Source organism: Ruegeria sp. CJ6, from assembly GCF_056536665.1.
On sequence record NZ_JBQFQB010000007.1, the window covers coordinates 47,056 to 72,340 of the forward strand.

The following is a 25,285-nucleotide window of genomic DNA, read 5'->3' on the forward strand; positions in this document are numbered from 1 at the left end:
CTCATTCAGTCATTGTCGGAAAGGCCCGCACCGGCACCCAACAGCCGGGATTCTTCGGTGGCGGGCGCATAGGTGCGGTGGGCAAATCGGTTAAGGGTGTCCCAACTGTCCGGGTCCGGGGTTGCGCGGGTCACGTGCGGTCGAGGGGTGGAGAGTTGGCCGCCCAGCGCGATCTGGACGTGATCAGAAAGCGCGGGCCATTCCTGCCCGGCTTCCAAATGACCGCCATCCGTTGCGGCCGAGAACAGGTCGGACGTAAGCGAGATCACGCTACCCTGAGCGCGCGCCGCAGAAGCTACGAAGGGCAGCAGATAGACAGGCACCGCAAGGTTTTGGATACGTATGGGACCTGCGTGCAGCAGGTCAGACCGATCAGAAAGCAACGCGCCCGTAATGATCGGACAAAGCACGCCTTGCCCCGCCCATGCCGACTGCATCTCAACCGGGCGGTGATTCTTGAGTGAGGCTGCCAGACCTTGCTCCAACAATTGCGCAAGGGAATTCGTGCCATCAATCCCGTGTGCGCATAGCCAACGTGTGGCTTTGCCGACCTCTTCCGCCAGTCCCCAGGGGTATCCGGCTCCGCGCGCGGCGCGTTTGGCCGTGGCTTCGACCTCATTCAGCGATACGTTCACGGTCCAAGCTCCGGATAGACCCACAGATCGGCAGTCTTGCTGCTTAACTCTTCGGGATAAGGCGCGCCAGCATACATGCAGATACGTACCCAGCGGTCTGAACGAGGATCGAAATGCGTGGCGCCAAAGAACGAGAGTTTGGCACGCAGCATGTCGATCGGCAGAACATCCGCGCTGATCGTGTTGTCGCGAATTTCGCCGTAAGGCGCGACGCGGCTCATTTGCGCGCGACGGATCGTGTGGCGGTGTTCAGGGTGTTCAAGTAGGAACTCGGCGATGGGTGCACCATCCGCCCATTCCGAAAGCGCGCTTTCGGCCAGAGCCGCGTCGCGCGCCGGGGCTAGCGGCTGTTCGTAGTCTGCAATCGGTTCGTCAAACCGCTCACCCAGCCGGGGCTCGAGCTTTTCCTCGGACACATACCAGGCGCGCGCGCAGTGTTCGGGCGCGTTCCAGTCCAGATCCATTGCCCAGCCAAAGCTGGCGCGGATCAGGTCGCGCACCGCGCCAACGGTCATCGTGCCATCAATCACATGCGCCGCAACGTTGCTGTCCGCCATACAGCTGGTCAGCCCATCGACCAGTTCTCCGTAGGGTTCAAGGATCAGCGAGGCCAACAACTCCTGCCCTTCTTCGCTGAGCGCAGCCTGAGACCACTGTATCAAGCGGTCCCAGGGCTGATTGCCCGTCAGATCGGTCTTGTCGAGATGGTCCGATATTGCGCACAAGTCAGCATTCAGCGCCGCGAGCTTTTCGATCTGGATTGGATGCTCGGACTTCCACCACGAGATCGACAATCTGCTACGGGCGAAGATGTTGCGAAACTTGGCCGCTTCTGCCTCTGTTGCGGTCTCAATGGACCGAACCCGCGAGATCGCCTCTTCCCGGACCATGATCCAGTTGTTGAACAGGATCGGGTGATTGACGATGAAAGGCGCCATACCTAGCCCGGTCGAATTGCCTATACCCAGCCAACGCGCGATTTCCGGGTTCAACTCTGCGGTCTGGTCGCCACCCTTGGTGCGGGCCATATGTTGCACCAGATCGCGCACGAAGGTCCGCGTCAGGTAGACCGAAAGCATCTCGGCCTGAAATGGCGCGCTGACTTCGTCTCGGTCTGCAATCCTCTCACGATCTGCCGCGCCGAACTTGCCCGAGCCATACACGGCGGTTGTCCGCATCAGGTAACCGACCTTGTAAATCTGTTCGAGGTCGGGCTGCTGACCGGTGGCAAGACGATCCACGACATGTGCCCACAGACGCACCGAGCGGTTGGCCCGTGACAAGGACAGCTCGCTTTCGCTTACACGCCCGGCCTCTTGCAGAGGTACGTTTTGCGAAAGCCGCTCAATGTCTTCCGGGTCAGGAATTCCGTCAAACAACGCAAAGGTCGCGTCCCATGCCTCGGCGATCACACGATCCGAGCGTTGCTCGGGTGGCAGATCATGGGCAAACGCCACCAACGAATAAGCGCGTTCCGGACCTTGTGCAGTGTAGACCGCGTGACCGACGCCCTTTTCATCAATCTGGAAGACTGGGCGGGTGAACGTCCAGTTTTCGGCAGCCATCCGACGGGTCAATTGCCGCATGAAACTAAGACGGCATTGATGCAACGATCCTAGACGGGACAGGCGCATCACAGTGGCCGGGTCGCGGCGTGCGATATGCGGGCTTTGGTCCATCATATGCCTTGTGGCCTAAAATTATCGGCAAAGAAGCGGTACCAGTTGCCGCCCATGATCCCCGCGACCTCGTCGGAGTTCATGCCAGTGGCGCGCAAGCCGGACTCGATGTTGCCGAAGTCGCGATTGTCCCGAAACCAGCCCGGCATGGGCGGGAAACCGGGGGCCGAGGCCGAACCCTCGCCATAGTCGATCTGTTTTGTCCAGCGCCCCACGCGCATCCATTCAACCACACTGTCGGGCTGATCTTGACACAGGTCGGTGCCAATCCCCAGATGCTGGGCACCGTATTTCTCAGCCGTTCGGGCGATCATCTCACAGAAACTCTCCAACGTGCAGTCGGACTTGTCCTTGAGGTGATGAGGATAGACCGAAAAGCCCAGCATCCCACCATTTTCCGTCACCGCCCGGATCACCGCATCGCGCTTGTTGCGTAAAGCGGGTGACCATTCGTGCGGATTGGCATGGGTGATGGCAATGGGGCGCTCGGACAATTCCGCCGCTTCGATGGTCGACCGATCCGCCGAATGGCTCATATCGACAACAAGGCCCACGCGGTTCATCTCTTTGATCACCTGCTTGCCCATGCGGGTGATGCCGGTGTCTTCGGCCTCGTAACAGCCGGTCGCCAGCAGCGACTGGTTGTTATAGGTCAGCTGCATGAAGCGGGCGCCCAGATCATGCAGAACCTCAACCAGACCGATATCGTCTTCGATCGGGGATGGGTTCTGAAACCCGAAGAACACAGCCGTCCGCCCCGTTTCGCGCGCGATGTCGATGTCGCTGGCCCAACGGCCTTTCATGATCAGGTCCGGGTATTGCTCGAACCAGCGATTCCACTTTTCAAAGTTCAGAACGGTTTCGCGGAAATTCTCATGATAAGCGATGGTGACGTGGATCGCATCCACGCCGCCTTCGCGCAGTTGGCGGAAAATCTTCTCCGACCAGTTGGCATATTGCAGCGCGTCGATACGCATCAGACGGGGCCTGCGCTGATATAGGCGGTCTTGACGGTGGTATAGAACTCTGCCGCTGCTTTGCCTTGTTCGCGCGGCCCGTACGAGCTGTCGCCGCGACCGCCAAAGGGTACGTGATAATCGGTGCCTGCCGTAGGCAGATTCACAGTCACCACACCAGTTCGCGCATTGCGTCGGAAATGGGTGGCACGGGCCAGCGATTTAGTCACGATGCCCGAGGTCAGGCCGAAATTGGTGTCGTTCACCACACTCAGCGCCTCGTCATAGCTGCCAACCTTGATGACGCTGGTCAGCGGCGCGAACATTTCCTCGCGGTTTATGCGCATGTCGTTGGTGGTGTTCAGGAACACGCCCGGCGACATGTAGAAGCCCTCATGCGGCATCTCTAGGCGCTGTCCACCGCAGGCCAGTTCGGCCCCTTCAGATTTACCCAGATCGACATAGGCGAGGTTCTCGCCTAGTTGCTGCTGGCTTACGACGGGGCCCATCTGAACACCTTCTTCCAGCGCGTGGCCAACTTTCATCGCCTGCGCGCCTGCGACGAGTTTCTCGACAAAAGCATCATGGATGCCTGCATGCACCACCAGCCGCGACGAGGCGGTGCATTTCTGACCGGTGCCGCCAAACGCGCCGCCCAATGCCAGCGAAACCGCCAGATCCAAATCCGCGTCGTCCATCACGGCCAGCGCGTTCTTGGACCCCATCTCCATCTGAACTTTGGTCAGGTTCTGGATCGCCGCCGCCGCGATGCCCTTGCCAACTGGAACCGAGCCGGTGAAAGAAATCGCGTTGACTTTAGGACTTTCGACCAAACGCTGCCCGATACTGCGGCCTGAGCCCATAACGAGGCTGAACAGACCTTTGGGAATGTCCTGCCGTTCGATGATTTCGGTCAGTGCCACGGCCGAGGCCGGGGTGATGTTCGCCGGTTTCCACACCACAGCGTTGCCATAGCACAGCGCGGGCGCAATCTTCCACGAAGCGGTCGCGGTGGGAAAGTTCCACGGGCTGATAATGGCGACAACACCCACCGCTTCGCGGCGCACGTCAATCTCGATGTCGGGGCGAACGGAGTCGGCGTTTTCCCCAATCTGACGAAGACATTCAGCGGCGTAGTAGGTAAAGAACTGACCCGCTCGATAGACCTCGCCCTTACCTTCGGCCAGCGGTTTGCCCTCTTCCCGGCTGAGCAACGTGCCCAGTTCCTCGGCGCGGGTCATCAGCTCGTTACCGATGGCGTTCAGAACTGCCTGCTTACGTTCCAGCCCATAGGCAGCCCATTCAGCTTGCGCGACACGTGCCTGATCCAGCGTCGCTTCAAGTTGGTCGCTGCTGGCTTGCGCGAACATACCAACCAGGTCAGTCAGATCAGAAGGGTTGCGGTTTTCGATTTCGCTTTCGCCTGCCAGCCATTCGCCAGCGATGAGGTTCAATTTGGTCACAATGCGCCCCAGAGTCAGAATTCGTTTGTCACAGGATGGATTTTCCGATGCACATCAGTCAAACTCAAATAACTTAAACAAACTTCAAGGAACCTGAAGTTGGCAATCAAGATTGAGATGCTGCGTTGCTTTTGCACGGTGGCCCAGACCGGAAACCTGTCCGAGGCCGCCGACCGCCTTGGTCGAACGCAATCAGCCGTCTCGATGACATTGAAGCAGCTCGAAGACCATCTGGGCAAAAAGCTGTTCGAAGGCGAGCGCAAGAACCAGCTTTCCCCGCTGGGTGAGCAGGTACTCGATCTGGGCTTGCGGCAAGTGCGCCAATTCGATCAGACCGTCCAGAATATCGAGGCCGCCGCGCTGGCTGAACAGGGATTGATCCGGATCGTATCCGTCCCGTCGGTTGGCGCGTTGATCTTTCCACCACTATTGCACCACATGAGCAGCGAATCCCCCGGGGTGAAGATCGAGCTGCGCGACACCGACACGCAGCAGGTGTTGGATGCCATCGCTCAGGATCAGGCAGATATCGGAATCGCATCCGGGTATCACGCCCTGAACGGCATCCAAACCATTCCACTATTTCAGGACTCCTTTGGATTGGTCGCGGCCTCGGATCATCCTCTGATCACACGCGCAGAACCGCTGAATATCCCCGACATCGCCAGCGCACCCTTTGTCCGAAACACGTTGTGCGATCTGATTCAAACGCCGGCTTTCCATACGGCAATCAAAAACGCCGAGATCACAATTCACAACACGCATTCATTGATCACGCTGGTGCGATCGGGCGAGTGGATCACAGTGCTTCCTCAAACCGTTGCCGAATTCTTGCCGGAGGCGGTGTCTTACCGCCCGATCACGGACCTTCACGACAAAAGGCAAGTGTATCTCTATGTCCGCGAGCGTTCGCGCTTCCAATATCTGACCGAGCAGTGTTGCGCGTTCATCCTGTCCCGTGATTTCGCGTGACGGCGGGGCCCAACTAGACCTTTCGCCTTCAACCGCCCCTGAGACGCTGCATCAGATAAACCTCGGCACCTTCCGGAATCGGCTCGGACAGTCCGGTCGCGATGATGCGCCCGTCCAACGCCACCGAGACCCCCGCATCGATCGGTGCCTGCAGCCGGGGATGTATACGCACCAGTTCCTGCAGCAATTCGCCCGTGGTGGCGGCCTCAACCTCGATCACCTCGCGACCCCCGGTCAAAGACCGGAGGCTAGACCAGAGGTGGACCTCAACCATTGTCCTTGAGCGCGGCAAGAATGCGCGGCGGGGACATTGGCAGTTGCTTCAGGCGTACACCGGCCGCGTTGGAGACCGCGTTGGCGATGGCGGCCAAGGGCGGCACGATGCCGGTCTCTCCCACACCACGCACACCGAACGGGTGGCCGGGGTTGGGCACTTCGACAATCACCGTGTCGATCATCGGCAGATCGCTGGCGACCGGGATGCGGTAATCGAGGAAAATCGAGTTCTGCAAGCGGCCATCCTCACCATAGATATATTCCTCGTTCAGCGCCCAGCCGATGCCCTGCGCAGCTCCGCCCTGATACTGGCCTTCGACATAGGTCGGGTGGATCGCCTTGCCCGCGTCCTGAATGACCGTGTAGCGGGTGATGCTGGTCTTGCCGGTTTCCGGGTCGACCTCGGCATCCACGATATGGGTGCCAAAGGATACACCCGCGCCTTCCGGCGTAGCCTCGAAATGGCCCGAGATCGGGCCGCCGGTCGCGCCCATATGGGCGGTGATATCGGCCAGCGGGCGCGGATCGAAGTCACCGGCATTGGGGCCTGAGGGCACGGCACAACCGTTCTCCCATTTCACCGCATCAACCGGAATTCCCCAACTGGCCGCTGCGCGGGCACATAGCTGCTCGACCGCATGGCGCGCCGCCTTGATTGTCGCCAGACCCGAGGCATAGGTCACGCGACTGCCATGGCTTACGTCATTGTAACCCAGCGTTGCCGTATCGGCGACGGTCACGCGGATATTCTCGTAGGGGATACCCAGAACTTCAGCTGCCATCAGAGCCATCGACGCACGTGATCCGCCGATGTCCGGTGTACCGACCATGACTTGGGCCGAGCCGTCCTCGGACAGCGCTAGAGATACCGAGGTCTCACCACCATGGTTGAACCAGAACCCACAGGAAATCCCGCGCCCTTGCCCCGGCTTCAACGGGGCCGAGTAATGCGGATGCGCCTTGGCGGCCTCAAGCGTTTCGACAAGACCTATACGCTCATAGGTCGGGCCATAGCTGGCTTTGGTGCCTTCATGCGCGGCGTTTCTTAGGCGCACATCCACCGGGTCGAGGCCGAGTTGATTGCACAGCTCATCCAACACAGATTCGACCGCAAACGCACCCATCGGGGCGCCCGGCGCGCGATAGGCGGCCTGTTTCGGGCGGTTGGCCATCACGTCATAGCCGACCTGACGTACATTGGTCAGGTTGTAGGGCGCAAAGGCACACATGGCAGTCATGTCGCCCGGCGCACCCGGGAAGGCACCGCCCTGCAGGCGGAAGATGCCCTGGGCTGCTGTGATGGTGCCGTCCTTCTTCATACCGATCTTGATATCCATCGACGCCGATGAGGTCGGGCCGGTCGCACGGAACACCTCGGACCGGGTCATCACGATCTTTACGGGGCGGTTGGCCTTGCGGCTGAGCGCCAACGCAACCGGTTCGATGAACACAGTGGTCTTACCACCAAAGCCGCCGCCGATCTCAGACGCGGTCACACGCAGTTGTGAGGTTTCGATGCCCAGCAACGCCGCGCAGGTTTTCTGTGCGATCCAATGGCCCTGGGTGGTGCACCAAAGCTCACCTTTGCCGTCAGTACCCAGAGACCCCATGCAGGCATGAGGTTCAATGTAACCCTGATGGGTTGCCTCGGTAACGAAGCTGTCCTCAATTACCAGATCCGCCTCGGCAAATCCGGCTTCGACATCTCCGTGGCCGCTTTCGTGATAGCGCACTACGTTGGGGTGCATCCCCTCGGGCACCGAGTAGTCCGCCGCGCCTTCGCGGATGACAGGCGCGTCCGGTGCCATCGCCTTGTCCACATCTGTGACGTGGGGCAAAACTTCATATTCAACCTCGATCAGCTTCAGCGCATCGCGCGCCGCCAAGGCTGATGTCGCTGCAACTGCTGCAATCGCGTGGCCGTCATACAGAGCCTTTTCGCCCGCCATGACATTTTCCAGCACGTTCCAGAATTCGCCTTCCAGCCCCGGCTTGAAGGGGACATCGGCGAAATCGGCGCGGGTAACAACGGCTTTGACATCTTTGTGGGCCTCGGCCTTTGAAGCATCAATCTTGACGATCCGCGCATGGGCATGGGGTGAACGCAGGATAGCGCCATGCAACATGCCGGGGGCTGAGATATCCGCACCGAACTTGGCGCGGCCCGTCACCTTGTCCAGACCGTCAGGGCGGTCAGGGCGGGTGCCGACAAACGTGAAGTCAGATTTGCGATCGTCCAGTGCCATTACGAAGCCTCCCGCATCTCAGCCGCCGTATCCATCACGGCGCGAATGATTTTGTCATAGCCGGTGCAGCGGCAGAGATTGCCTGCCAGCCAGTACCGGGTTTCCTCTTCGGTGGGATTGGGGTTCTTTTCCAGCAGCGACTTGGCCGCCACCAGAATGCCCGGGGTACAGATGCCGCATTGCAGGGCGGCAAACTCGATCATCTTCTTTTGCAGCGGATGCAGGACGTCGCCGTCCGCGATCCCTTCAACCGTTTCGATCTGCTTGCCTACAGCCTCGACGCCCAACATCAGGCACGAGCACACCAGACGGCCATCGACGCTGACCGAGCATGCGCCGCAATCGCCGGTGCCACAGCCCTCTTTCGCGCCGGTCAGGTTCAGCTTGTCGCGCAGACAGTCCAGCAGGGTTTCGCGCGGGTCGCAGAGATATTCAACCGCGTCCCCGTTCACGGTGGTGGATACGTGGAACTTGCTCATGCTTGTTCTCCCTTCGCGCGGTCATAGGCGATTTTCGCGGCGCGCTTGGCCAGAACGCCAGCCACTTCGGTGCGGAACACGATGGTGCCGCGTTTGTCATCGATGGGGTTGCAGGCAGCCGAGGCCGCTGCAGCGAGCGCGTCCAGCGCCGCGTCATCCAGCGTGCTTCCAATCAGCGCTTTGGCGCAGTCTTCAACCAGCAAGACGGTCGGTGCGACAGCCCCCAGCGAAACGCGCGCCTCGGTGATGGTATCGCCATCCAGACGTAAGTTTACGCCAACACCCACGACCGCGATGTCCATCTCGGTCCGCGGGATAAAGCGCAGATAGGCGTCACCGGCGTTGTCGCCACGCGCTGGAATGTTGACCGCCGAGATCAGTTCGCCTTTGGCCAGTGATGTCCTTCCCGGGCCGGTCGGAATGTCCTCAACCGCAACCTCGCGGGCGCCGTCCGGGCCCGTCACAATGACCGTAATGCCCGCTGCAACCATCGCGGGCACCGAATCCGCTGCCGGAGAACCATTGCACAGGTTACCCGTCAGCGTGGCGCGGCCCTGCACCTGAGTCGAGCCGATCAGGTCCATCGCCTCGACCACGCCGGGCCAATCGCGGCCCAGCTCGGGATGCTCGCTCATCTCGGCACCGGTGGCAGCGACGCCCAGCGTCCAGCTGCCATCGGCATTGCGAGTGATGTCGCTGACGCCGTCGATCTTCTTGATGTCGATCAGCGTATCGGGCGTCACCAGTTCCGAGCGCAGTTGCACCAGCACATCGGTGCCGCCTGCCAGAAACCGAGTGATGCCCGTTGCATTTGCGGCCAGAGCCGACGCCTCGGCAAAGCTGGCGGGGCTGTGATAATCCATGAAAGTACCTCGCACCTGTTGATCAGGATAGACTGGGGTTCGCCGGGGACGTTAGTGCAGCAAGTCGGCGGCGTCCATGGCTGGAACGACCAATTTTTGGGATTCAAAATGTCGTTTTATCGAGAGCAATCACAGATCGATCTCGATCACCCCGTCTGGCTGGGCTGCCCGGCTCTGGCACAGAATGATCGCACCTTCGCGCTGTTTGTTGGACAGAACGAAATCGCGATGCTCGATCTCCCCCGATATCACGCCGCATTTGCAGACCCCGCAAATCCCATCAGCGCATTTCACATCCACGTGAAAGCCCGCCTCATTAAGTACCTGCGCCGCATCTTTGTCAGCGGGAACAGTCAACTCCCGACCCGATTTCGCCAATTTCAGAGTGAACGGATGGTTCTCATATTCGGGCTGTTCCGGGACCGAAAAATACTCCAGATGCCGTGCTTCTTCGGGGAAACCCTGCCGTTCGGCGGCCTGTATGACGCCATCCATATAGCGGTCGGGGCCGCAGGTATAAACGTGCCATCCGTCCTGATATCCTTCCAGAACAGCCTCCAGATCGGCCCGCGTGCTCTCGTCCGAGAAATGATAGTGCACGTGATCGGCCCATGGCACAGCCGCCAGATCGTCCAGATATCCGGCACCTGCTCGTGTACTGGCGGAATAGTGTAACTCGAACGGTTTGCCCATCGCATGTAGTCGGTGGGCAAAAGCAATCATCGGCGTGATGCCAATACCACCGCCCATCAGGAAGGTTTTGGTTGCAGTCTCGACCAGCTCAAAATGGTTTATCGGCTTTGAGATGAAGACCTTGCGCCCTTCGTTGAAGATGCGATGCAGCAAGGCCGAGCCGCCGCGCCCCTCATCCTCGCGCAGCACGCCGATCTGATAAGTGTTGCGGTCGGAGGGATCGCCCGACATCGAGTACTGCCGCAGGAATTCGGGCGAAACCAGCACGTCCAGATGCGCGCCCGCCGTCCATTTCGGTAAGGGCGCACCGTCGAGGGTTGAGAACTCGTACTTGGTGACATCCGAGGTCATCTTGTCGACCTTGGTTAGTTCCACCCGCATCACCGGCGCGTCCCCTGCGACCTGATAACGGTGGATCACAGACATATCGCCTGCCGTTTTGCGCGCTTTGTAGTCTTCAGCTGTGACCATCGCCTCATAGGCGGCAATTCCGGCTTCCCGGTCCATGTTGGAGGGATAGGGCCAAGGGTGCGGAGCGAGCGGAGCGGGGTAGACGGCAAGCGTCTGATCCTCGTACTTCAAATCGAGGTCTTTTTGTAGGTCCCGCCGGTTCAATGGATGCTGCGACGGGCGATAGGCTCCGTCGGCTTCCAATTCGATATCCCACCACCATTTCTTGATGTTATTCAGACCACCATTGCCGACCGCATCATCCAGTTTGGCCAATGCAGGCGCGGCCTGCGGAATATTCATCGCGGCCCATCGGAACGGGCGTTCCTTGAATATACCTTCGAGATTCCACGGGCAGGTCTTCATGCATCGTCCGCACATCGCCCCCCCGGGCGTGGTGATACGGTAAGTGGCGCATTTCTGGCTGTCGGATTTCCAGATTTCATAGCCGTTGAACATCAGCTTTGGCCCGGCAGTGATCGCGCCCGAAGGGCATTCCCGAGCGCATTTGTTGCAGCTTTCGCAAAACGTCTGAAGGCCGAAATCGATGGGTTTGTCATGCGTCATCGGCATGTCGGTTGTCACGACACCGGATTTCAGGCGCGGGCCAAGATAGGGGTTCAGGATCACCTCACCGATCCGGCTGACCTCCCCCAACCCCGACAACAGCAGCAGCGGCGGTTGCAGCACCTCGCCATCCATCACCGTATGCGCCTTGGCCTTGTAGCCGAGATTTCGGATTTGCTGCGCGATCACGCCCCCCAGCAGTGAAAACCGCAGGTAGGCGCGCATGGATTGGGCCACGCTGATCCAGTCATCCCCGCTGGCGCCTTCCATCGTCTCATAGCCCTGGTCGATGATCATGCTGATCGCCTGATCATGGGGCGGAACGATTTCTTCTCCGGTGGCGTCATGGGAATACCAGCTCCACTCGGGGCACCGGCTGAGCCCGACCGCATCGACCCCAAGGAAATAGGTTGCAGCCTTGATATTCGCGGCATTTCTTTCGGTATCTGTGGGCTGTACAGCCTCGGCGCTGTCACCGTCTTGCAGCAAAACAAATGCACCCAATGCGCGGCGTTGGGCAAAGCTGGGGGCGGATTTGCGCACGTAATGCCCGCCCTTGGTCGCGTCTTGCAGCGACTTACCCATGTCGCCGAACTGAGCCCGCGCAAACATGTCTGCGCGTTTGGGCACCCGGGCTACGTTTTGCTCGTCGATATAGGTGGTTGGTGTGTCGACTCGTTTGAGGTTTTCAAAGGGATGTGCCCCGTCCACATAGCGCCGCTTGGCATAGGCATCCCGGTTCAGAGCGTTCTTGGCGAAGCCTGCACCCAGCCACCATGCAGGTCCTTGCGTGCGGAACCACGGTTGTTCGGCCAGCGGTCGCAAGGGTCGGTCATGCGCGATCTCCATTTCGGTGGTCACAGCGGCCAATCCGAACCGCTTACCCAACCAAGGCACCACAACCGCACCATCCTCAACCGAGGCCAGACCCGCAGCAACTGCCAGCTTGCCCAGATCAACCTCAGAGGACATCGCCGTATGCGCCCGCGCATCGAAACCAAGGAGGCGGATGTAGTTGGCAATGACCACTGCATTCTCGGTGGCAAGCAAACAGGCGCGGTGATCCTGCGCATCCATGATCCAATCGGACCCGGGCTCCGAGGGGTCCGGATCGCGGTTGAACTCATAGAGAAACACGAGCGTATGGCGATGACAGTCCATCGGGCGTGGCGCGGCCTCCATGCTTTCTTTTAGATCCGCCATGATCAGATCGATGCCCGAGGCCAGCGTTTTGGTTTGCCGCGTCCTAAGCGCATGAGCCAGCCGGTCGATATCCGGGTTGCGCCGAGGCTCAGCCAGCATCGCCTCCGCGGGTAGCGGCCCGCAGCCCATCATCGACGCATCGTTGAAATAGCCAAACGCTTTCAGATGATTGGCACGATCTGCTGGGTTGGCAGGAATTTCCGATGCGACGGGGTTCACAAATCCATCCCGGATTGCGTCCATCATCGCCTGAAACTCGCCCATCGCATTCACGATGCTTTCGGGCTGCTCGGGCCTGCGAAAGCTAAGCGCACACATCGGTTCGACCTGCGCCAGATCAGGCATCCGATCCAGCCGCGCCAGCCGTTCCAGCGGGAACGGACCCATGTGAACAGGTCTGTTCTTGTCCGAGAAAAAGCGGATCCCCATCGCGCGCCTCCAGTTAGCTGCCCTTTCCCCTACCCCGGCATGGACACCAAATCCATTCATGAATAATCATAAATGGTATGAGCAGAATTGATTTCACAGATCTGGACGGCAAGGTCCTACGGGTGTTCCTGACGATACTCGAAGAAAGCTCGGTGTCGAAAGCTGCCGACCGGTTAGGGGTGACGCAATCGGCCATCAGCCATACGCTGGGCAAGTTGCGGCAAGTGCTGGGCGATCCACTATTTGTCCGATCCGGTCAGGGGTTGACCCCGACCGAACGCGCTTTGTCGTTGAAAGAGCCGGTGCAACAGGTGCTGGACAACATGCGCGCCCTGACAGAAGGTCGCCCGTTTGATCCGCTGTCCGAACAGATGGACATTCAGATCGCCACCAACGACATGCCGCGTGAGTTGATCTTTCCCGAACTTCTGCGGGCGACACGCGCCGAAGGCGTCAGGTTGCGGCTGGAGTTCATCCCGTCGGGTGTTCCCGACCCGGACTTGCTGCGCAGCGACCGGTGTCAATTGATGCTCACCCCGCTGCCACCGGATGGGCCGGATATCTTTCAGAAGCGGCTGATCACCAGCCCGTTGTTGGTATTCTATGATGCCGCTCACCGTGATCCGCCTGAGGATTGGCAATCCTATTGCAATAGCGATCATGTTGAGGTGCGATTTGCCGACGGGCGCAACGCCCGTGCCGTGATGCGTGGCGTGGATCAAAGCCAGATCAGACCGCCCGTCGTAACCCTGCCGCATTTCAACGCGATCCCGCCATTCGTGAAAGGCAGCGACCTGATCTCGACCGATACGGAGTTGATGAAATGCGGGCCGCTTGCCACGCTGGACAGTGCGCCACTGCCGTTCAAATGCGAAGCAGTGTCAATCTATATGGTCTGGCACCAACGCTCGGCCAACGACCCGGCACATCGTTGGTTACGCGACCGGATCGACGCGATTGCGGCCTCGCTTCAGACCTGAGATAGCAACCAGTCGCGCATCTGTTTCACCAGCTCCGGTTGGCGCGGTTTCTGCGGGGTGACGATGAAAAAGCTCAAATCGTCAACCAGCACCTCAGAGAGCGGCTGCACCAACCGACCCGAAGCCAGTTCCGCAGACACAAGTGGCGCATTGGCCAGCGCAAAGCCTTGCCCCGAGACAGCGGCGTCTATCGCCAGACTTGTCTGGCTGAAACTCATCATCCGCGGCTTCCCCTCGACCCCGGCGCGTTCAAGAAACAACGGCCACAGCCCATGGGAATCGCTGAGCAATACGTGTTGCATCAGGTCGTCTGGACCTGAAATTTGCGATGCGAGGTCCGGACTGCCCACGACAACGAATTCGGTCGAGAACAAAGGTGTTGCTTGCAGATCTCGAGCAACCGGTGAACGGCTCTGGCGTACTGCAATATCGATTCCATCAGACTGGAAATCCGCCAACCGCTCGCACGCGTCAACCTGCACCGAGATATCGGGATGGCGGGTCACAAAATCATTCAGACGCGGCACCAGCCATTTTGAGGCAAAGCTGGGCGTGACCGAGATCGTGATCTGCCGCTGATCAGCCAGCTCATCGACAGCCTCTTCAATCAGCCGAAACGCCCGACGCAGCGGCGCGTGGAACCGACGCCCCGCTTCGGTCAAGCGCAACCCACGTGGTAGTCGTTCAAAGAGTGCAGTGCCCAGCCGCGCCTCCAAGCCCCGCACCTGCTGCGCAATGGCCCCTTGAGTCACCCCAATTTCTTCCGCAGCCAAGCGAAAGTTCAAGTGGCGTGCCGAGGCCTCAAAGGCGCGCATCGCATTGAGAGGTGGAAGAGCGGGCATAACTAGACTGTAGATTTTCTACAGCCTATGCGCAATAGAACTGATTGGTCAAAGTGAACGCTGCCAGCCATCTTTATACCAAACATCGCAAAGGAGCGTGAAGATGGTAAAAGTAGCTTTGATCACGGCAGGCGGCAGCGGTATGGGCGCGGATTCCGCGCGCAGATTGGCGGCGGATGGTTTCAAAGTCGGCATCCTGTCCTCGTCAGGCAAGGGTGAGGCGCTGGCGCATGAGTTGGGTGGCGTGGGCATCACGGGCTCGAACCAGTCGAATGATGACCTGCAGAAACTGGTCGATGCTGCAATGTCCCATTGGGGGCGGATCGATGTGCTGGTGAACTCAGCCGGGCACGGACCCCGCGCAGCGGTGCTGGAGCTGACCGATGAGGACTGGCACACCGGCATGGATGTCTATTTCATGAATGCCGTAAGACCTACGCGGTTGGCGACCCCTATCATGCAAGCGCAGGGCGGTGGATCGATCATCAACATCTCAACCTTTGCTGCGTTTGAACCGGACCCGGTTTTTCCTACCTCGGGCGTATTCCGCGCCGGGCTGGCGGCGTTTACCAAGCTGTTCTCGGACAAATACGCCGCCGACAACATCCGCATGAACAACGTCTTGCCCGGGTTCATCGACAGCCTTCCGGAAAAAGAAGAGTTCCGCACACGCATCCCGATGGGCCGCTACGGGCGCAGCTATGATGAGATCGCCTCGGTCGTGGCTATGCTCGCCTCCGAAGGCGGAGGCTACATAACCGGGCAGAACATCCGCGTCGATGGCGGCATCACCCGGTCTGTCTGAATTCAGAACCGCGCCTTAACAAAATGCGTCAGCGCCGCGCCGGTTTCGAAGAAGGCGCGGCGCAGGCCAGTCAAGTTTTCGCTATACTCAGCCACCGACGGAACCGGCAGCAGGGACGGATCGTCGGTCAGCAGGCTTTCAGCCATCAAGCGCCCGAACACAGTGCCCGGCCCGATCCCGCGCCCCGAAAACCCGTGCGCGGCTAACGCATTTGGCCCGATCTGAGTGATTTTGGGAATGTGATCCGAAGTCATCGCAATTCGCCCATGCCAGCCCTCGATCAACGGCTGATCCGCCAGTTGCGGATACAGCGCCGCCAGTTTTCGCCTGATCCAGGATTTGTGGGCAAATCCTCCGGCGCTGCTTAGATCCCCCATGCCGCCAATGACGAACCGCCCCGTCTGATCCAAACGGAAGGATGTCATGATGAGGCCGGTATCCCAGCATCCTTCTGCCTTCGGCAATATGCTGGCCCGCAGGTTATGGGACAGCGGCGCGGTGGCGTATTGGAAGTAATAGACCGGCACATAGTCGGGCGCCGTATCGGCGATGCCCTGATGATAAGCGTTGGTCGCCTGAATGACCGATCTGGCGCGTACGGTTCCACCATCCCCCTGCAGCACCCAAACCCCGCCTTCCTGCCGCAAAGATCGAATCGGGCTTTGCGTATATATCTGCGCCCCCGCATTCTGTGCGGCGCGGGCCAGTCCCACCGCATAGCCCAGCGGCTGAATTGTACCCGCGCGGGGGTCAAACAATGCGCCGTGGACTACCGGGCTGCCCGTCCGCTGGCGCGACGCGTCAGGATCGAGCAATTCGACCGGCGCACCAGAAGCGCTCAGCTGTGCGTGGCGGGTACGCAGATCACCAAAGCCCGAGGCCGAATGAGCACAATGCAACGTGCCTTGCCGCTCAGGCTCGCAGTCAATCCCGTGCGCTTCAATCAACTCGAACACGTCTGACGGCGCGTTAGCCAGCAGATCGATCAACCGATCCCCCGCCATTTGCCCCAGATGCGACCGAATTTGATCGGGTGGCAGCCAAAGCCCTGCGTTGACGAGACCGACATTCCGCCCCGATCCACCATGGCCGATCTGATGCGCTTCGAGCAGGCACACCGAAGCCCCCGCTTTTGCTGCGGTCAAGGCCGCAGAACACCCGGTGTAACCACCGCCGATCACGGCAAGATCAACGCTTACGTCATCAGACAGCTTTTGCGTGTCGATACGCTCGCGACAGGTCTGCCGCCATAACGATTGATCATAGTCGCGCATGCCCGGGCCTCGCCAAAGTTTCGCCGATCATCAGGCTGGTCTCAGTTGGTTGCAAGGGCGCGCTGGTCAGCCCGCCCCATGGCGATGAGGAACGGATCAGCCTCCTGATGCGACTGGAATGACGCCTTGTCGGTCATGCCCCGCCAGCGCCCCAGTGTTAGTGACTGCGCCACCGCGCCGCTCAGCGTTGCACCGGGGCCGGTGACGATGAACAGATCGGGCGCGAACTCGCGTGCGGCGGTCTGGATCGCATGGGTGAAGTCATAGGTCTCGGTCACCTGATGGCCCAGCGTGTAGTCCCACAACTCACTCGTGTCAGTTGCGCCGGGCCACCAGATTTTGCCACGCCCGTCAATCATCGGGAACTTGGGCTGAGCAAAAAGATCAGAACTCAATTGCGCCCGACCTTCCGCCGCCACCGGGGCCTGCAGCGCCGTATGAAAGGCGGCGTGATTGGCCAGCCGCAATGGGAACCGATCCTGCACGGTGAGGTGTGCCGCCTCAAACGCCGTCAGACCCGCCTCATTGCCTGCCAATACCAGCATCCCGCCCAGATCGATGGAAAGCGCCAGAGTGTGATCGTGCAACGCATTGATCCTCGCCACCTCATCCAGCAATGCGGCTTTGCGGGCAGGATCATTCGCCCATGTCTCATCGACGAATGGGTAAACCAGTTGACCGCCGATCAGGTGCTTCTGCATCAGCGTGCCCATCGTATTGACCACGCGAAACCCGTTCCCAGGGGTCAATGCCCCTGCGGTGGCCAGCGCAATATACCAGCCCATCGAGTTACCAGTGACGGCGACGACTTCAATATCGTTGGCCAATGCCTGCGCATCGGCCAACGCGGCAGCATAGATCAGGGGTGAGGCCACATCGCCGCGCGAGTACTTCCCGACGCTAAAGCGATCAGCCCCATCCAAGGCAGTAATCGCATCCTGTCCGGTTCCGGCGCGAATGGCGTCGAAGCTGCGGAACAAGTCCATACGATCCGAATGATGTTGGTGCAGATAGCCCAGCTCAGGCTTGTTATAAGTGCCCCGACCCGGGCAGATCACAACGGCGGTGCGGGTCATGAGGCTACTCCTGTCAAAGCCAGCGCTGCGGCAAAGATACCGTCTTTCGAAGGAAGAGGCGCGGCATAGGCCGGGCCGGTTGCGATAAAGCAATCCTCGGCCACAACGCGGGCGGTTGGGGTGGAGGGACTTTCTTCGGCGAAGAAAGTCATCAGCGCCTCGGACTGGCTGCCGGTCTTGCGGCATTCGTCGACGATCAAAACATGCGCGCATGTTTTGGTGGCTTCGCGCAAAGCCTCAACCGGCAGAGGAGCTAGCCAACGCATATCGATAATCCGGGTTTTCAGACCCGCCGCCTCAATTTCGGGCAGGGCCTGTTGCGACAGGTAATGCCCGTTGCCATAGGTCACGATGGCGAGATCGGTGCCGTCCCCGTGTACTCCCACCTCGCCCAGCGCAATTTTCTGATCCCGCGCAGGATAGGTGGTCATCCACCCGCCATCCTGCGCCGCATGCAGATCGCGCATCGGGTAGAGTGCGATCGGTTCAAGAAACACCACGACCCGCTGCTCTTCGCGCGCCAACCGCACGCATTCGCGCAGCATCAGTGCTGCATCGGCCCCGGTCGACGGGCAGGCGATGATGACACCAGGGATATCCCGCAAAACGGCCAGAGAGTTGTCGTTATGGAAATGCCCGCCAAAGCCCTTCTGATATCCCAGCCCCGCAATCCGCAGCACCATAGGGTTGGTGAACTGCCCGTTCGAGAAGAACGGCAGGGTTGCCGCCTCCCCCCTGATCTGATCCTCGGCATTGTGCAGATAGGCCAGAAACTGGATCTCGGGGATCGGGATGAAACCGTTATGGCCCATACCGATCGCGAGACCCAGAATGGATTGTTCATCCAGCAGCGTATCAATTACGCGGTCCGGACCAAAGCGTTGCTGCAGCTTTTGTGTGACGCCATAGACGCCACCTTTGCGGCCCACATCTTCACCCATGCAAACGATCTCGGCATGTTCCAACATCAGATCGGTCAGCGCCCAGTTGATCAGGCGGCTGAGCGGCTGCGGATCAGCCATCGCGCGCAAGTCACCACCAAAGGCTTTAGCCCGCGCCTCAGCGCTCGGGCCGTTGGTCGGTATGCAAGAGCGCTTAGGCGGGATCAGGCTTGCCATCACCTCGGTCGCATTGGCAAGATGGGGACGGCTGGCAGCCTCTGTAGCCACACGATCCGTTCGGGTGCAGGTATCGCTGTAGATTTTCAACGCCTGATCCGGCGACAATGCACCCGCCTGATCCAGCAGTCGTACGGTGTGCAAAAGCGGATCATTGGCCTCATCCGCCTCAACCTCAGTTTTCGGCAGATAGGTCGTGGGCACATCCGCCCCGGCATGGCCATAAAGCCGCACGGTTCTGAGATGCAGGAAGGCCGGTTTCCTGCGCTTGCGGACATAATCTGCAGCCTCTTTCGCGACCGCATGGGTTTCATAAATGTCCAACCCATTGGCCTGAAAATACTTGATCCCCGGACGATGCTCCATCGACGCCTGAATCCAGCCCTTGGGCGTTTTGACCGAAATCCCGATACCGTTGTCTTCACACACGAACAGCAGCGGCAGCGGCGTCGATTGCACACTGGTCCAGCCTGCCGCGTTGATCGCCCCCTGCGCGGTTGAGTGATTGGCCGAGGCATCCCCAAATGAACACATCGCAATCCCGTCTTCCGGCAACACGCGATGTTCGGGCGCATGTCGCCGGGCTGCCCCCAGCGCATAAGCCGCACCAACGGCTTTGGGCAAATGGCTGGCGATGGTCGAGGTCTGCGGCGGGATCATCAGCGCCCTTGATCCCAACACCTTGTGCCGCCCGCCCGAGGTCGGGTCCTCTTTCGAGCACGCAAAGCTTAGCAGCATATCCCACGCGATCTGCTGACCGGGCACCTGTTCGGCACGCGCGATCTGAAACGCAGCATCCCGGTAATGCAGAAAGGCAATATCGCTTGGGCGCAATGCGTGCGCGACGGCGGCCATCCCTTCGTGGCCAGATGAGCCGATGGTGTAGAACCCCTGCCCCGCCTTCTGCATCGCCCGGCTGGTCCGATCCAGCGCGCGACTGAGAACTTGCGACCGGAAAAGCGAAACGGCTTCAGCATCGCCCAGACCGACGCGCGGCGGGGCTCCGTCGGGAAAATCACGATTTGCGACACGGGTCAGGAAATTCTCATGTACGATCTGGGCGCGGTCCATGTCTCTCGCTTTTGTCTTGTTGGTGTCATCGGCCTTGGGGAACCTCTGCGCGGGAGCGACCCGCTTGCTGATTTGTCCCGCGCTCCGACGTGAATTTCAAGATCGCGGATGGTACGGCACCCGCTCGACCACAAAAGTGATGTGGCGCACCAGTCATCGCTCTGGCGGCAGGAAAAAACCAGTGCTATTGCGTTCAATAGGTATGAGGATTTGTCATATGATTGCACCCCGCCGTTTCTTGCCTTCAATCTCGTCCTTGCTTGCACTTGAAGCCGTAGATCGGCTGGGCAGCGCATCTGCTGCTGCGGCTGAGCTGTCCTTGACACAAAGCGCGATCAGCCGGCAATTGAAGACGATGGAGGATCAGCTGGGAGTCCAGTTGATTGAGCGCAGCCAGATGCGATTGCACTTGACGCCAGCAGCCAAAGACTATGTGCAAACCGCAAGGTCTGCTGTTCAGGATCTGGCGCAGGCCGCACTGAAACTCAAAGCCAATCCGGCGGGTGGGTCACTTGATCTATCGATCCTGCCCGCGTTCGGCATGCATTGGCTGGCACCCCGCCTTCAGGATTTTGCGCGACGGCACCCTGAGGTCACCGTCAATCTGGGGACCCGCCTCAAACCGTTTGATTTCATGTCTGAACCATTTGATGCCGCGATCCATTTCGGTCAGCAAGACTGGGCGGGCGTTCAGTATCTGCCGATCATGCGGGAAGAAGTCCTGCCGGTCTGCGCCCCTGCCCTTACCGCCGTCAATTTCAATAGCTTGGATGCTCTCCGCGCCGCGCCACTGCTGCATCTGGAGTCGCGTCCGGATGCCTGGGAGCGCTGGTTTGAGATACAGGGCCAGCCCGTCACCGGCCTACGGGGAATGCTGTTCGATCAGTTTTCGACCATGATTCAGGCCACGATTCATGGGTTGGGCGTGGCTCTGTTGCCGTCATATCTGGTGCAAGATGATTTGCGCACCGGGCGGCTTGTCCAGGCATGGGACGGGCCGCGCGTGAGCCTTGGCAGCTATTATCTGGTCTGGCCGAATGACCGCTCGATGCCCGAGCCTCTACGGTCTTTCCAAGCCTGGATCAGTGAACAGATTGGGGCAGACGCCCACGCCTAACGCGGCCTTAGAACTTGCCGTTGTCATTTTTCCATTCGCTGCGTGGTGCAATGGACTCAACCGTATCCCAGTGTTCGACGATCTTGCCATCTGCAACGCGGTACAGATCATAAAATGCGCTGTGTTTGCCCTGAAGCGCACCTTCGCACACGGTCAGAACAAAATCTCCTTCTGCCAACACACGATGCAGGTGCTGATAATCTAGGGCGTTACTGTCAGCCAATGCGGTTCTCAAGGCAGTCAAGTCATCCGAGAGCTGCGGGCTGTGTTCTACGTAAGCGGAAGTATTGATACAGGCCTCTATCTGGTCGAGATCCCCGGCAATCAACGCGGTTTCGACGAAGGCGCGAACAAAGGCCCGGTTTTCCTCGGTTTTCTCGACATCCCGAACTTCGGTCGGACCATCCACCATACTGTGATCCGAGCCGTTTGGCCCCATCCGTTTCTGGATATTGTCCCAGTGCTCTACCGCTTGCCCGTCTTCGAACCGGAACACTTCGAAGCCGATATTCCGCCGTGAGAAATCATATTCCGTATGCGCGAAGACAAAATCGCCGTCTTCAAAGGCGCGTACGATATTCACGCGCGGTGAGGTCTGGGACAGCCGTTTGAATAGGGATGCAAGCCCTTCGCTGCCTTCATGGGTTTGCGGATTGTGCTGGATATATCGTGCTTCATTTACCACCGAAACCGGACCCGGATCGCCCGTTTCGATGCTTTTGAGCAGGGCAGATATGCGATCTTTGTTGGACTTCTCCATACCGGGTTCCCTTCAGGTCTGACTACTCCGTGATCACAATGGCAGGCGACGTGTCAGGCATCAACGCCAGCAACAGCCAAACCCTGCGCGGCCTTCGGCCTTGCGTCTTGCGGACGGCAGGGGGCCAGGCAGGCGCGGGCTGCGTCCGCGCCTGCCTGGCCCAACGGGAGGAGACGTTCCGTAAGGAATGTGGACGACGGGCGGGAGTGTTTTGGTTCAGACGTCCAGCGAACGGGCGATGAGCTCTTTCATGACTTCATTCGTCCCTCCATAGATCATTTGGACCCGCGCATCCGCATAGAGCCGCGCGATTGGGTATTCCATCATGAACCCATAGCCGCCGAACAGTTGCAGGCATTCGTGCATGACTTCGTTCTGCACCTCAGAGCCCCAGTATTTCACCATCGAGGCCGTCGCGGCATCCAATTCACCGGCCTCCAGTTTTCCAATGCAGTCATTGACGAAACTGCGCAGCACCTCGGCCTTGGTTTTACACTCGGCCAACTTGAAACGTGTGTTCTGGAAGTCCATCACCCGTTGTCCGAACGCCTTGCGCTCCTGCACGTAGTCCACCGTCTGCGATATGGCGAAATCGATCGCGCCCAGCGCCATGATCCCGATGGTCAGCCGCTCCCACGGCAACTGCTTCATCAGTTGATAGAACCCCTGCCCCTCTTCCGGGCCCAGCAGGTTGGTCATTGGCACCTTAACGTCTTCAAAGAACAGCTCAGCCGTATCGTTGCCCTTCATTCCCAGTTTCTTGAGGTTCCGCCCCCTCCGGAATCCGTCAGCCCCGTCGGTTTCGACCACAATCAGAGAGACACCCTTCGCCCCTAACGACTTGTCAGTTTTGGCAGCCACAATAACCAGATCAGCCGATTGCCCGTTGGTGATAAATATCTTGGACCCGTTGAGCCGATAAGAATTGCCATCCTTCTCAGCGGTCGTCTTCACCGCTTGCACATCCGATCCCGTGCCCGGCTCGGTCATGGCCAGCGCGCCGATCATCTCACCCGAGGCCAGTTTCGGCAGCCACTTCTGTTTCTGATCCTCACTGCCATAAGCGGTGATGTAGTGGGTCACGATAGACTGGATGCCATATCCCCATCCTGCGTCCCCGCGCGCAGTCTGCTCATACAAAGTAACGGAATCGAAACCCATCCCGCCGCCGACGCCACCATATTCCTCAGCAATCGAACCGGCCATCAGACCCGTCTCTCCCGCCTGCAACCAAAAGGTACGATCAACCGCCCCGTTCTCGGCCCATTTCTCGGTATTGGGTACCAAGGCATCATCCATGAACCGGCCCGCCATTTCAGCAAACATTCGGTGTTCGTCAGTAACCCAGGCGGCGGTGCTGGTAAAAAGCGACATCAAATAGCTCTCCAGATCAGGTGTTTGCCCAAAACTAGCCGGGTGTGTGATTCCTTCCAATCCATGTGACGTGGCGTCCAGGACAGATACTACGCAACGTCCTTGGCACCGTTGCCGAATTTGGGGCCAAACGTTCACATCTGTGTTCCCACGCCTGACAGAGCAGGCCATCATCGACCATATTGCACATACGCCCCGGACGACCCAGGAGACAGCATAATGCCCCGCGCCTTTTCTGAACTGACCTTCACACCTGCCGTTCGCGCCCATCAAGAGCGGATGGGATCCGCCGCGACCTATGCGAAATTCCTGAGCCGAGGACCAAAACAGGGCCATCAAATCGGACCGACCGAAGAGGCGTTCATTCGCGCCCGCGACGGGTTCTATCAGGCCACCGTCTCAGAAACCGGCTGGCCTTATGTGCAGTTTCGCGGTGGGCCGATAGGGTTTCTGAAAGTGCTGGACCCGCACACCATCGGCTATGCGGACCTGTCTGGTAACAAACAATATATCTCGCGCGGCAACCTGGATGGGAATGACCGCGTGGCACTGATATTAATGGACTACGCGAGCCAGCGCCGCCTCAAGATACTTGGGCGGATGACATTCAAGGAAGGTGCCGCGGCAGCAACTGATCTTTACATCAAAGGCTCCGAGACCGAGGCAGAACGGGCCGCGATCATCAAAGTTGAAGCGTTTGACTGGAATTGCCCCCGCCACATCACGCCGCGCTTTACCGAGGCCGAGCTTCGGCCACATCTGAATGATCTGGGTCAGCAACTGGCTGTTCTGCAAGCAGAAAACCAGCGTTTGCTGCGGGAATTGGCTGAGCTCAAAGCTGCTGGCGATATACGAAGCTGAAATCCGCGCCAGTTCAGATGTGAAACGAATGGCGCGCGATCCCTATGGATCTGGGCAGCAAATTGTGACGCAGGGTTGCCCTTTGGCCCAAGCTTTGCTTTGTCCTTTCTAAACATCACGACCTGCCGTCCGCTCGAGGCAGGAGCGGATAACAGAGAGGATCATCACATGGCAAAAGTTGCGTTCCTTGGCCTAGGCGTCATGGGCTACCCGATGGCCGGGCATCTTCAGGCTGCCGGCCACGAAGTCACCGTCTACAACCGCACCGCATCCAAGGCCGAGGCTTGGGTCGCCCAGCATGGCGGCGCGATGGCCCTGACACCGCGGCAAGCCGCAGAAGGGGCCGAATTCGTGATGGCCTGCGTTGGCAATGACGACGATCTGCGTATGGTTTGCACAGGTGAAGATGGCGCCTTTCACGGAATGGCCAAGGGTGCGGTATTTGTTGATCACACCACCGTCTCGGCCAAGGTCACGCGCGAGTTGTACGAGGCTGGCAAGACACAGGGGGTTGCTTTTTTGGACGCCCCGATCTCGGGCGGTCAGGCGGGAGCCGAAAATGGTGTGCTATCGATCATGTGCGGCGGTGACATGGACGCTTATCGTGCTGCTGAGCCGGTGATGCAGGTCTATTCCAAAATCTGCCGCCGCATTGGAGACAGCGGCGCGGGTCAAATGACCAAAATGTGCAACCAGATCGCGATTGCCGGGCTGGTGCAGGGCCTGAGCGAAGCATTACATTTTGCCGAGAAGGCCGGGCTGGATGGCCGAGCTGTGGTCGAAGTGATCAGTCAGGGCGCGGCTGGCAGCTGGCAGATGGCCAACCGGTATGAAACCATGCTAGATGACCATTTTGAGCATGGCTTTGCAGTCGACTGGATGCGCAAGGATCTGGGAATCTGTCTGGATACCGCCAATGAGACCGGGGCTTCACTGCCAGTGACGGCGCTCGTCGACCAGTTCTACAAAGACGTGCAGAAACTTGGCGGGGGCCGGTGGGATACGTCCTCGTTGTTCAAAAGGTTGCGAGCACTGGACTGAGCAAAGGGGGGCTGTCTGCCCCATCGCGCCAGGGCGCGACTCCGCCCGAAGACAT

At 59.4% G+C, this 25,285-nt stretch carries 21 protein-coding genes; 6 read left to right on the top strand and 15 right to left on the bottom strand.

Annotated features, from left to right (window positions below):
- Positions 1-5: 5 nt before the first annotated feature.
- From ACR0BT_RS18180 to ACR0BT_RS18195, 4 genes are read right to left on the bottom strand one after another with little or no spacing between them, the layout of a single operon-like run.
- Entirely contained in the window at positions 6-635 is a 630-nt protein-coding gene (locus ACR0BT_RS18180; RefSeq protein WP_480763773.1) for a DUF3726 domain-containing protein, read from the bottom strand.
- Positions 632-2,314, bottom strand: coding sequence for a hypothetical protein (locus ACR0BT_RS18185; RefSeq protein WP_480763823.1), 1,683 nt, complete (start codon positions 2,312-2,314; stop codon positions 632-634). Before ACR0BT_RS18185 ends, ACR0BT_RS18180 begins: the two co-directional genes overlap by 4 nt.
- Positions 2,314-3,291 carry a membrane dipeptidase gene (locus ACR0BT_RS18190; protein ID WP_170566732.1) on the bottom strand — a complete coding sequence of 326 codons (978 nt, stop codon included), beginning with the start codon at positions 3,289-3,291 and terminating at the stop codon, positions 2,314-2,316. The genes ACR0BT_RS18185 and ACR0BT_RS18190 overlap by 1 nt, the downstream gene beginning before the upstream one ends.
- Entirely contained in the window at positions 3,291-4,733 is a 1,443-nt protein-coding gene (locus ACR0BT_RS18195) for an aldehyde dehydrogenase family protein (protein ID WP_170398417.1), read from the bottom strand. The genes ACR0BT_RS18190 and ACR0BT_RS18195 overlap by 1 nt, the downstream gene beginning before the upstream one ends.
- Positions 4,734-4,832: 99 nt before the next feature.
- On the opposite strand from ACR0BT_RS18195, the gene ACR0BT_RS18200 reads away from it, so the two are divergent.
- Complete coding sequence (locus tag ACR0BT_RS18200; RefSeq protein ID WP_170398414.1) at positions 4,833-5,705, top strand: LysR family transcriptional regulator; 873 nt, start codon at positions 4,833-4,835, stop codon at positions 5,703-5,705.
- Between the two features lie 28 nt (positions 5,706-5,733).
- Here ACR0BT_RS18200 and ACR0BT_RS18205 read toward each other — a convergent pair whose 3' ends face one another.
- The 5 genes from ACR0BT_RS18205 to ACR0BT_RS18225 all read right to left on the bottom strand — a co-directional run bounded on the left by ACR0BT_RS18205 (position 5,734) and on the right by ACR0BT_RS18225 (position 12,911).
- Positions 5,734-5,979, bottom strand: coding sequence for a MoaD/ThiS family protein (locus ACR0BT_RS18205; RefSeq protein ID WP_170637066.1), 246 nt, complete (start codon positions 5,977-5,979; stop codon positions 5,734-5,736).
- Positions 5,972-8,227 carry a xanthine dehydrogenase family protein molybdopterin-binding subunit gene (locus ACR0BT_RS18210; RefSeq protein WP_170613229.1) on the bottom strand — a complete coding sequence of 752 codons (2,256 nt, stop codon included), beginning with the start codon at positions 8,225-8,227 and terminating at the stop codon, positions 5,972-5,974. The genes ACR0BT_RS18205 and ACR0BT_RS18210 overlap by 8 nt, the downstream gene beginning before the upstream one ends.
- The gene (locus ACR0BT_RS18215; protein WP_480763774.1) at positions 8,227-8,706 is read right to left on the bottom strand and encodes a (2Fe-2S)-binding protein; all 480 of its coding nucleotides are present in this window, start codon (positions 8,704-8,706) and stop codon (positions 8,227-8,229) included. The genes ACR0BT_RS18210 and ACR0BT_RS18215 overlap by 1 nt, the downstream gene beginning before the upstream one ends.
- Positions 8,703-9,569: an FAD binding domain-containing protein gene (locus ACR0BT_RS18220; RefSeq protein ID WP_480763775.1), complete on the bottom strand. Its 867-nt coding sequence runs from the start codon at positions 9,567-9,569 to the stop codon at positions 8,703-8,705. The genes ACR0BT_RS18215 and ACR0BT_RS18220 overlap by 4 nt, the downstream gene beginning before the upstream one ends.
- A gap of 129 nt (positions 9,570-9,698) precedes the next feature.
- The gene (locus ACR0BT_RS18225) at positions 9,699-12,911 is read right to left on the bottom strand and encodes a reductive dehalogenase (RefSeq protein ID WP_480763777.1); all 3,213 of its coding nucleotides are present in this window, start codon (positions 12,909-12,911) and stop codon (positions 9,699-9,701) included.
- A 77-nt stretch (positions 12,912-12,988) separates the two neighbouring features.
- On the opposite strand from ACR0BT_RS18225, the gene ACR0BT_RS18230 reads away from it, so the two are divergent.
- On the top strand, positions 12,989-13,891 hold the full coding sequence (locus ACR0BT_RS18230) for a LysR family transcriptional regulator (protein WP_170398397.1): 903 nt from the start codon (positions 12,989-12,991) through the stop codon (positions 13,889-13,891).
- Here ACR0BT_RS18230 and ACR0BT_RS18235 read toward each other — a convergent pair.
- Complete coding sequence (locus ACR0BT_RS18235) at positions 13,882-14,733, bottom strand: LysR substrate-binding domain-containing protein (protein ID WP_480763779.1); 852 nt, start codon at positions 14,731-14,733, stop codon at positions 13,882-13,884. The genes ACR0BT_RS18230 and ACR0BT_RS18235 overlap by 10 nt on opposite strands.
- Before the next feature lie 103 nt (positions 14,734-14,836).
- Between ACR0BT_RS18235 and ACR0BT_RS18240 the strand changes: the two genes are divergently transcribed.
- Entirely contained in the window at positions 14,837-15,538 is a 702-nt protein-coding gene (locus ACR0BT_RS18240; protein WP_480763781.1) for an SDR family oxidoreductase, read from the top strand.
- 2 nt (positions 15,539-15,540) lie between these two features.
- Here ACR0BT_RS18240 and ACR0BT_RS18245 read toward each other — a convergent pair whose 3' ends face one another.
- Genes ACR0BT_RS18245 through ACR0BT_RS18255 form a run of 3 tightly spaced genes read right to left on the bottom strand, consistent with a single transcriptional unit; the run spans position 15,541 to position 20,077 of the window.
- On the bottom strand, positions 15,541-16,812 hold the full coding sequence (locus ACR0BT_RS18245) for an NAD(P)/FAD-dependent oxidoreductase (RefSeq protein ID WP_480763782.1): 1,272 nt from the start codon (positions 16,810-16,812) through the stop codon (positions 15,541-15,543).
- A gap of 41 nt (positions 16,813-16,853) precedes the next feature.
- The gene (locus ACR0BT_RS18250) at positions 16,854-17,888 is read right to left on the bottom strand and encodes an ACP S-malonyltransferase (protein WP_223117391.1); all 1,035 of its coding nucleotides are present in this window, start codon (positions 17,886-17,888) and stop codon (positions 16,854-16,856) included.
- Positions 17,885-20,077 carry a dehydrogenase E1 component subunit alpha/beta gene (locus tag ACR0BT_RS18255; RefSeq protein WP_480763783.1) on the bottom strand — a complete coding sequence of 731 codons (2,193 nt, stop codon included), beginning with the start codon at positions 20,075-20,077 and terminating at the stop codon, positions 17,885-17,887. Before ACR0BT_RS18255 ends, ACR0BT_RS18250 begins: the two co-directional genes overlap by 4 nt.
- A gap of 217 nt (positions 20,078-20,294) precedes the next feature.
- Between ACR0BT_RS18255 and ACR0BT_RS18260 the strand changes: the two genes are divergently transcribed.
- Positions 20,295-21,194: a LysR substrate-binding domain-containing protein gene (locus ACR0BT_RS18260; RefSeq protein WP_480763784.1), complete on the top strand. Its 900-nt coding sequence runs from the start codon at positions 20,295-20,297 to the stop codon at positions 21,192-21,194.
- 7 nt (positions 21,195-21,201) lie between these two features.
- Here the strand turns inward: ACR0BT_RS18260 and ACR0BT_RS18265 are convergent, their stop codons facing one another.
- Entirely contained in the window at positions 21,202-21,954 is a 753-nt protein-coding gene (locus tag ACR0BT_RS18265; RefSeq protein WP_480763785.1) for a nuclear transport factor 2 family protein, read from the bottom strand.
- A 216-nt stretch (positions 21,955-22,170) separates the two neighbouring features.
- The gene (locus tag ACR0BT_RS18270; protein WP_170398374.1) at positions 22,171-23,328 is read right to left on the bottom strand and encodes an acyl-CoA dehydrogenase family protein; all 1,158 of its coding nucleotides are present in this window, start codon (positions 23,326-23,328) and stop codon (positions 22,171-22,173) included.
- A gap of 219 nt (positions 23,329-23,547) precedes the next feature.
- Between ACR0BT_RS18270 and ACR0BT_RS18275 the strand changes: the two genes are divergently transcribed.
- Together ACR0BT_RS18275 and ACR0BT_RS18280 are read left to right on the top strand one after the other, a co-directional pair.
- The gene (locus ACR0BT_RS18275) at positions 23,548-24,189 is read left to right on the top strand and encodes a pyridoxamine 5'-phosphate oxidase family protein (RefSeq protein WP_170733840.1); all 642 of its coding nucleotides are present in this window, start codon (positions 23,548-23,550) and stop codon (positions 24,187-24,189) included.
- A 114-nt stretch (positions 24,190-24,303) separates the two neighbouring features.
- The gene (locus tag ACR0BT_RS18280) at positions 24,304-25,230 is read left to right on the top strand and encodes an NAD(P)-dependent oxidoreductase (protein WP_480439555.1); all 927 of its coding nucleotides are present in this window, start codon (positions 24,304-24,306) and stop codon (positions 25,228-25,230) included.
- Positions 25,231-25,285 lie beyond the last annotated feature (55 nt).

Coding starts and splice junctions, on each gene's coding strand:
- ACR0BT_RS18205 (WP_170637066.1), bottom strand. CDS start 5,979: ATGGTTGAGGTCCACCTCTGGTCTAGCCTCCGGTCTTTGACCGGGGGT.
- ACR0BT_RS18215 (WP_480763774.1), bottom strand. CDS start 8,706: ATGAGCAAGTTCCACGTATCCACCACCGTGAACGGGGACGCGGTTGAA.
- ACR0BT_RS18255 (WP_480763783.1), bottom strand. CDS start 20,077: ATGGACCGCGCCCAGATCGTACATGAGAATTTCCTGACCCGTGTCGCA.
- ACR0BT_RS18275 (WP_170733840.1), top strand. CDS start 23,548: ATGCCCCGCGCCTTTTCTGAACTGACCTTCACACCTGCCGTTCGCGCC.
- ACR0BT_RS18210 (WP_170613229.1), bottom strand. CDS start 8,227: ATGGCACTGGACGATCGCAAATCTGACTTCACGTTTGTCGGCACCCGC.
- ACR0BT_RS18220 (WP_480763775.1), bottom strand. CDS start 9,569: ATGGATTATCACAGCCCCGCCAGCTTTGCCGAGGCGTCGGCTCTGGCC.
- ACR0BT_RS18185 (WP_480763823.1), bottom strand. CDS start 2,314: ATGGACCAAAGCCCGCATATCGCACGCCGCGACCCGGCCACTGTGATG.
- ACR0BT_RS18230 (WP_170398397.1), top strand. CDS start 12,989: ATGAGCAGAATTGATTTCACAGATCTGGACGGCAAGGTCCTACGGGTG.
- ACR0BT_RS18265 (WP_480763785.1), bottom strand. CDS start 21,954: ATGGAGAAGTCCAACAAAGATCGCATATCTGCCCTGCTCAAAAGCATC.
- ACR0BT_RS18190 (WP_170566732.1), bottom strand. CDS start 3,291: ATGCGTATCGACGCGCTGCAATATGCCAACTGGTCGGAGAAGATTTTC.
- ACR0BT_RS18245 (WP_480763782.1), bottom strand. CDS start 16,812: ATGCGCGACTATGATCAATCGTTATGGCGGCAGACCTGTCGCGAGCGT.
- ACR0BT_RS18240 (WP_480763781.1), top strand. CDS start 14,837: ATGGTAAAAGTAGCTTTGATCACGGCAGGCGGCAGCGGTATGGGCGCG.
- ACR0BT_RS18270 (WP_170398374.1), bottom strand. CDS start 23,328: ATGTCGCTTTTTACCAGCACCGCCGCCTGGGTTACTGACGAACACCGA.
- ACR0BT_RS18250 (WP_223117391.1), bottom strand. CDS start 17,888: ATGACCCGCACCGCCGTTGTGATCTGCCCGGGTCGGGGCACTTATAAC.
- ACR0BT_RS18260 (WP_480763784.1), top strand. CDS start 20,295: ATGATTGCACCCCGCCGTTTCTTGCCTTCAATCTCGTCCTTGCTTGCA.
- ACR0BT_RS18225 (WP_480763777.1), bottom strand. CDS start 12,911: ATGGGGATCCGCTTTTTCTCGGACAAGAACAGACCTGTTCACATGGGT.
- ACR0BT_RS18235 (WP_480763779.1), bottom strand. CDS start 14,733: ATGCCCGCTCTTCCACCTCTCAATGCGATGCGCGCCTTTGAGGCCTCG.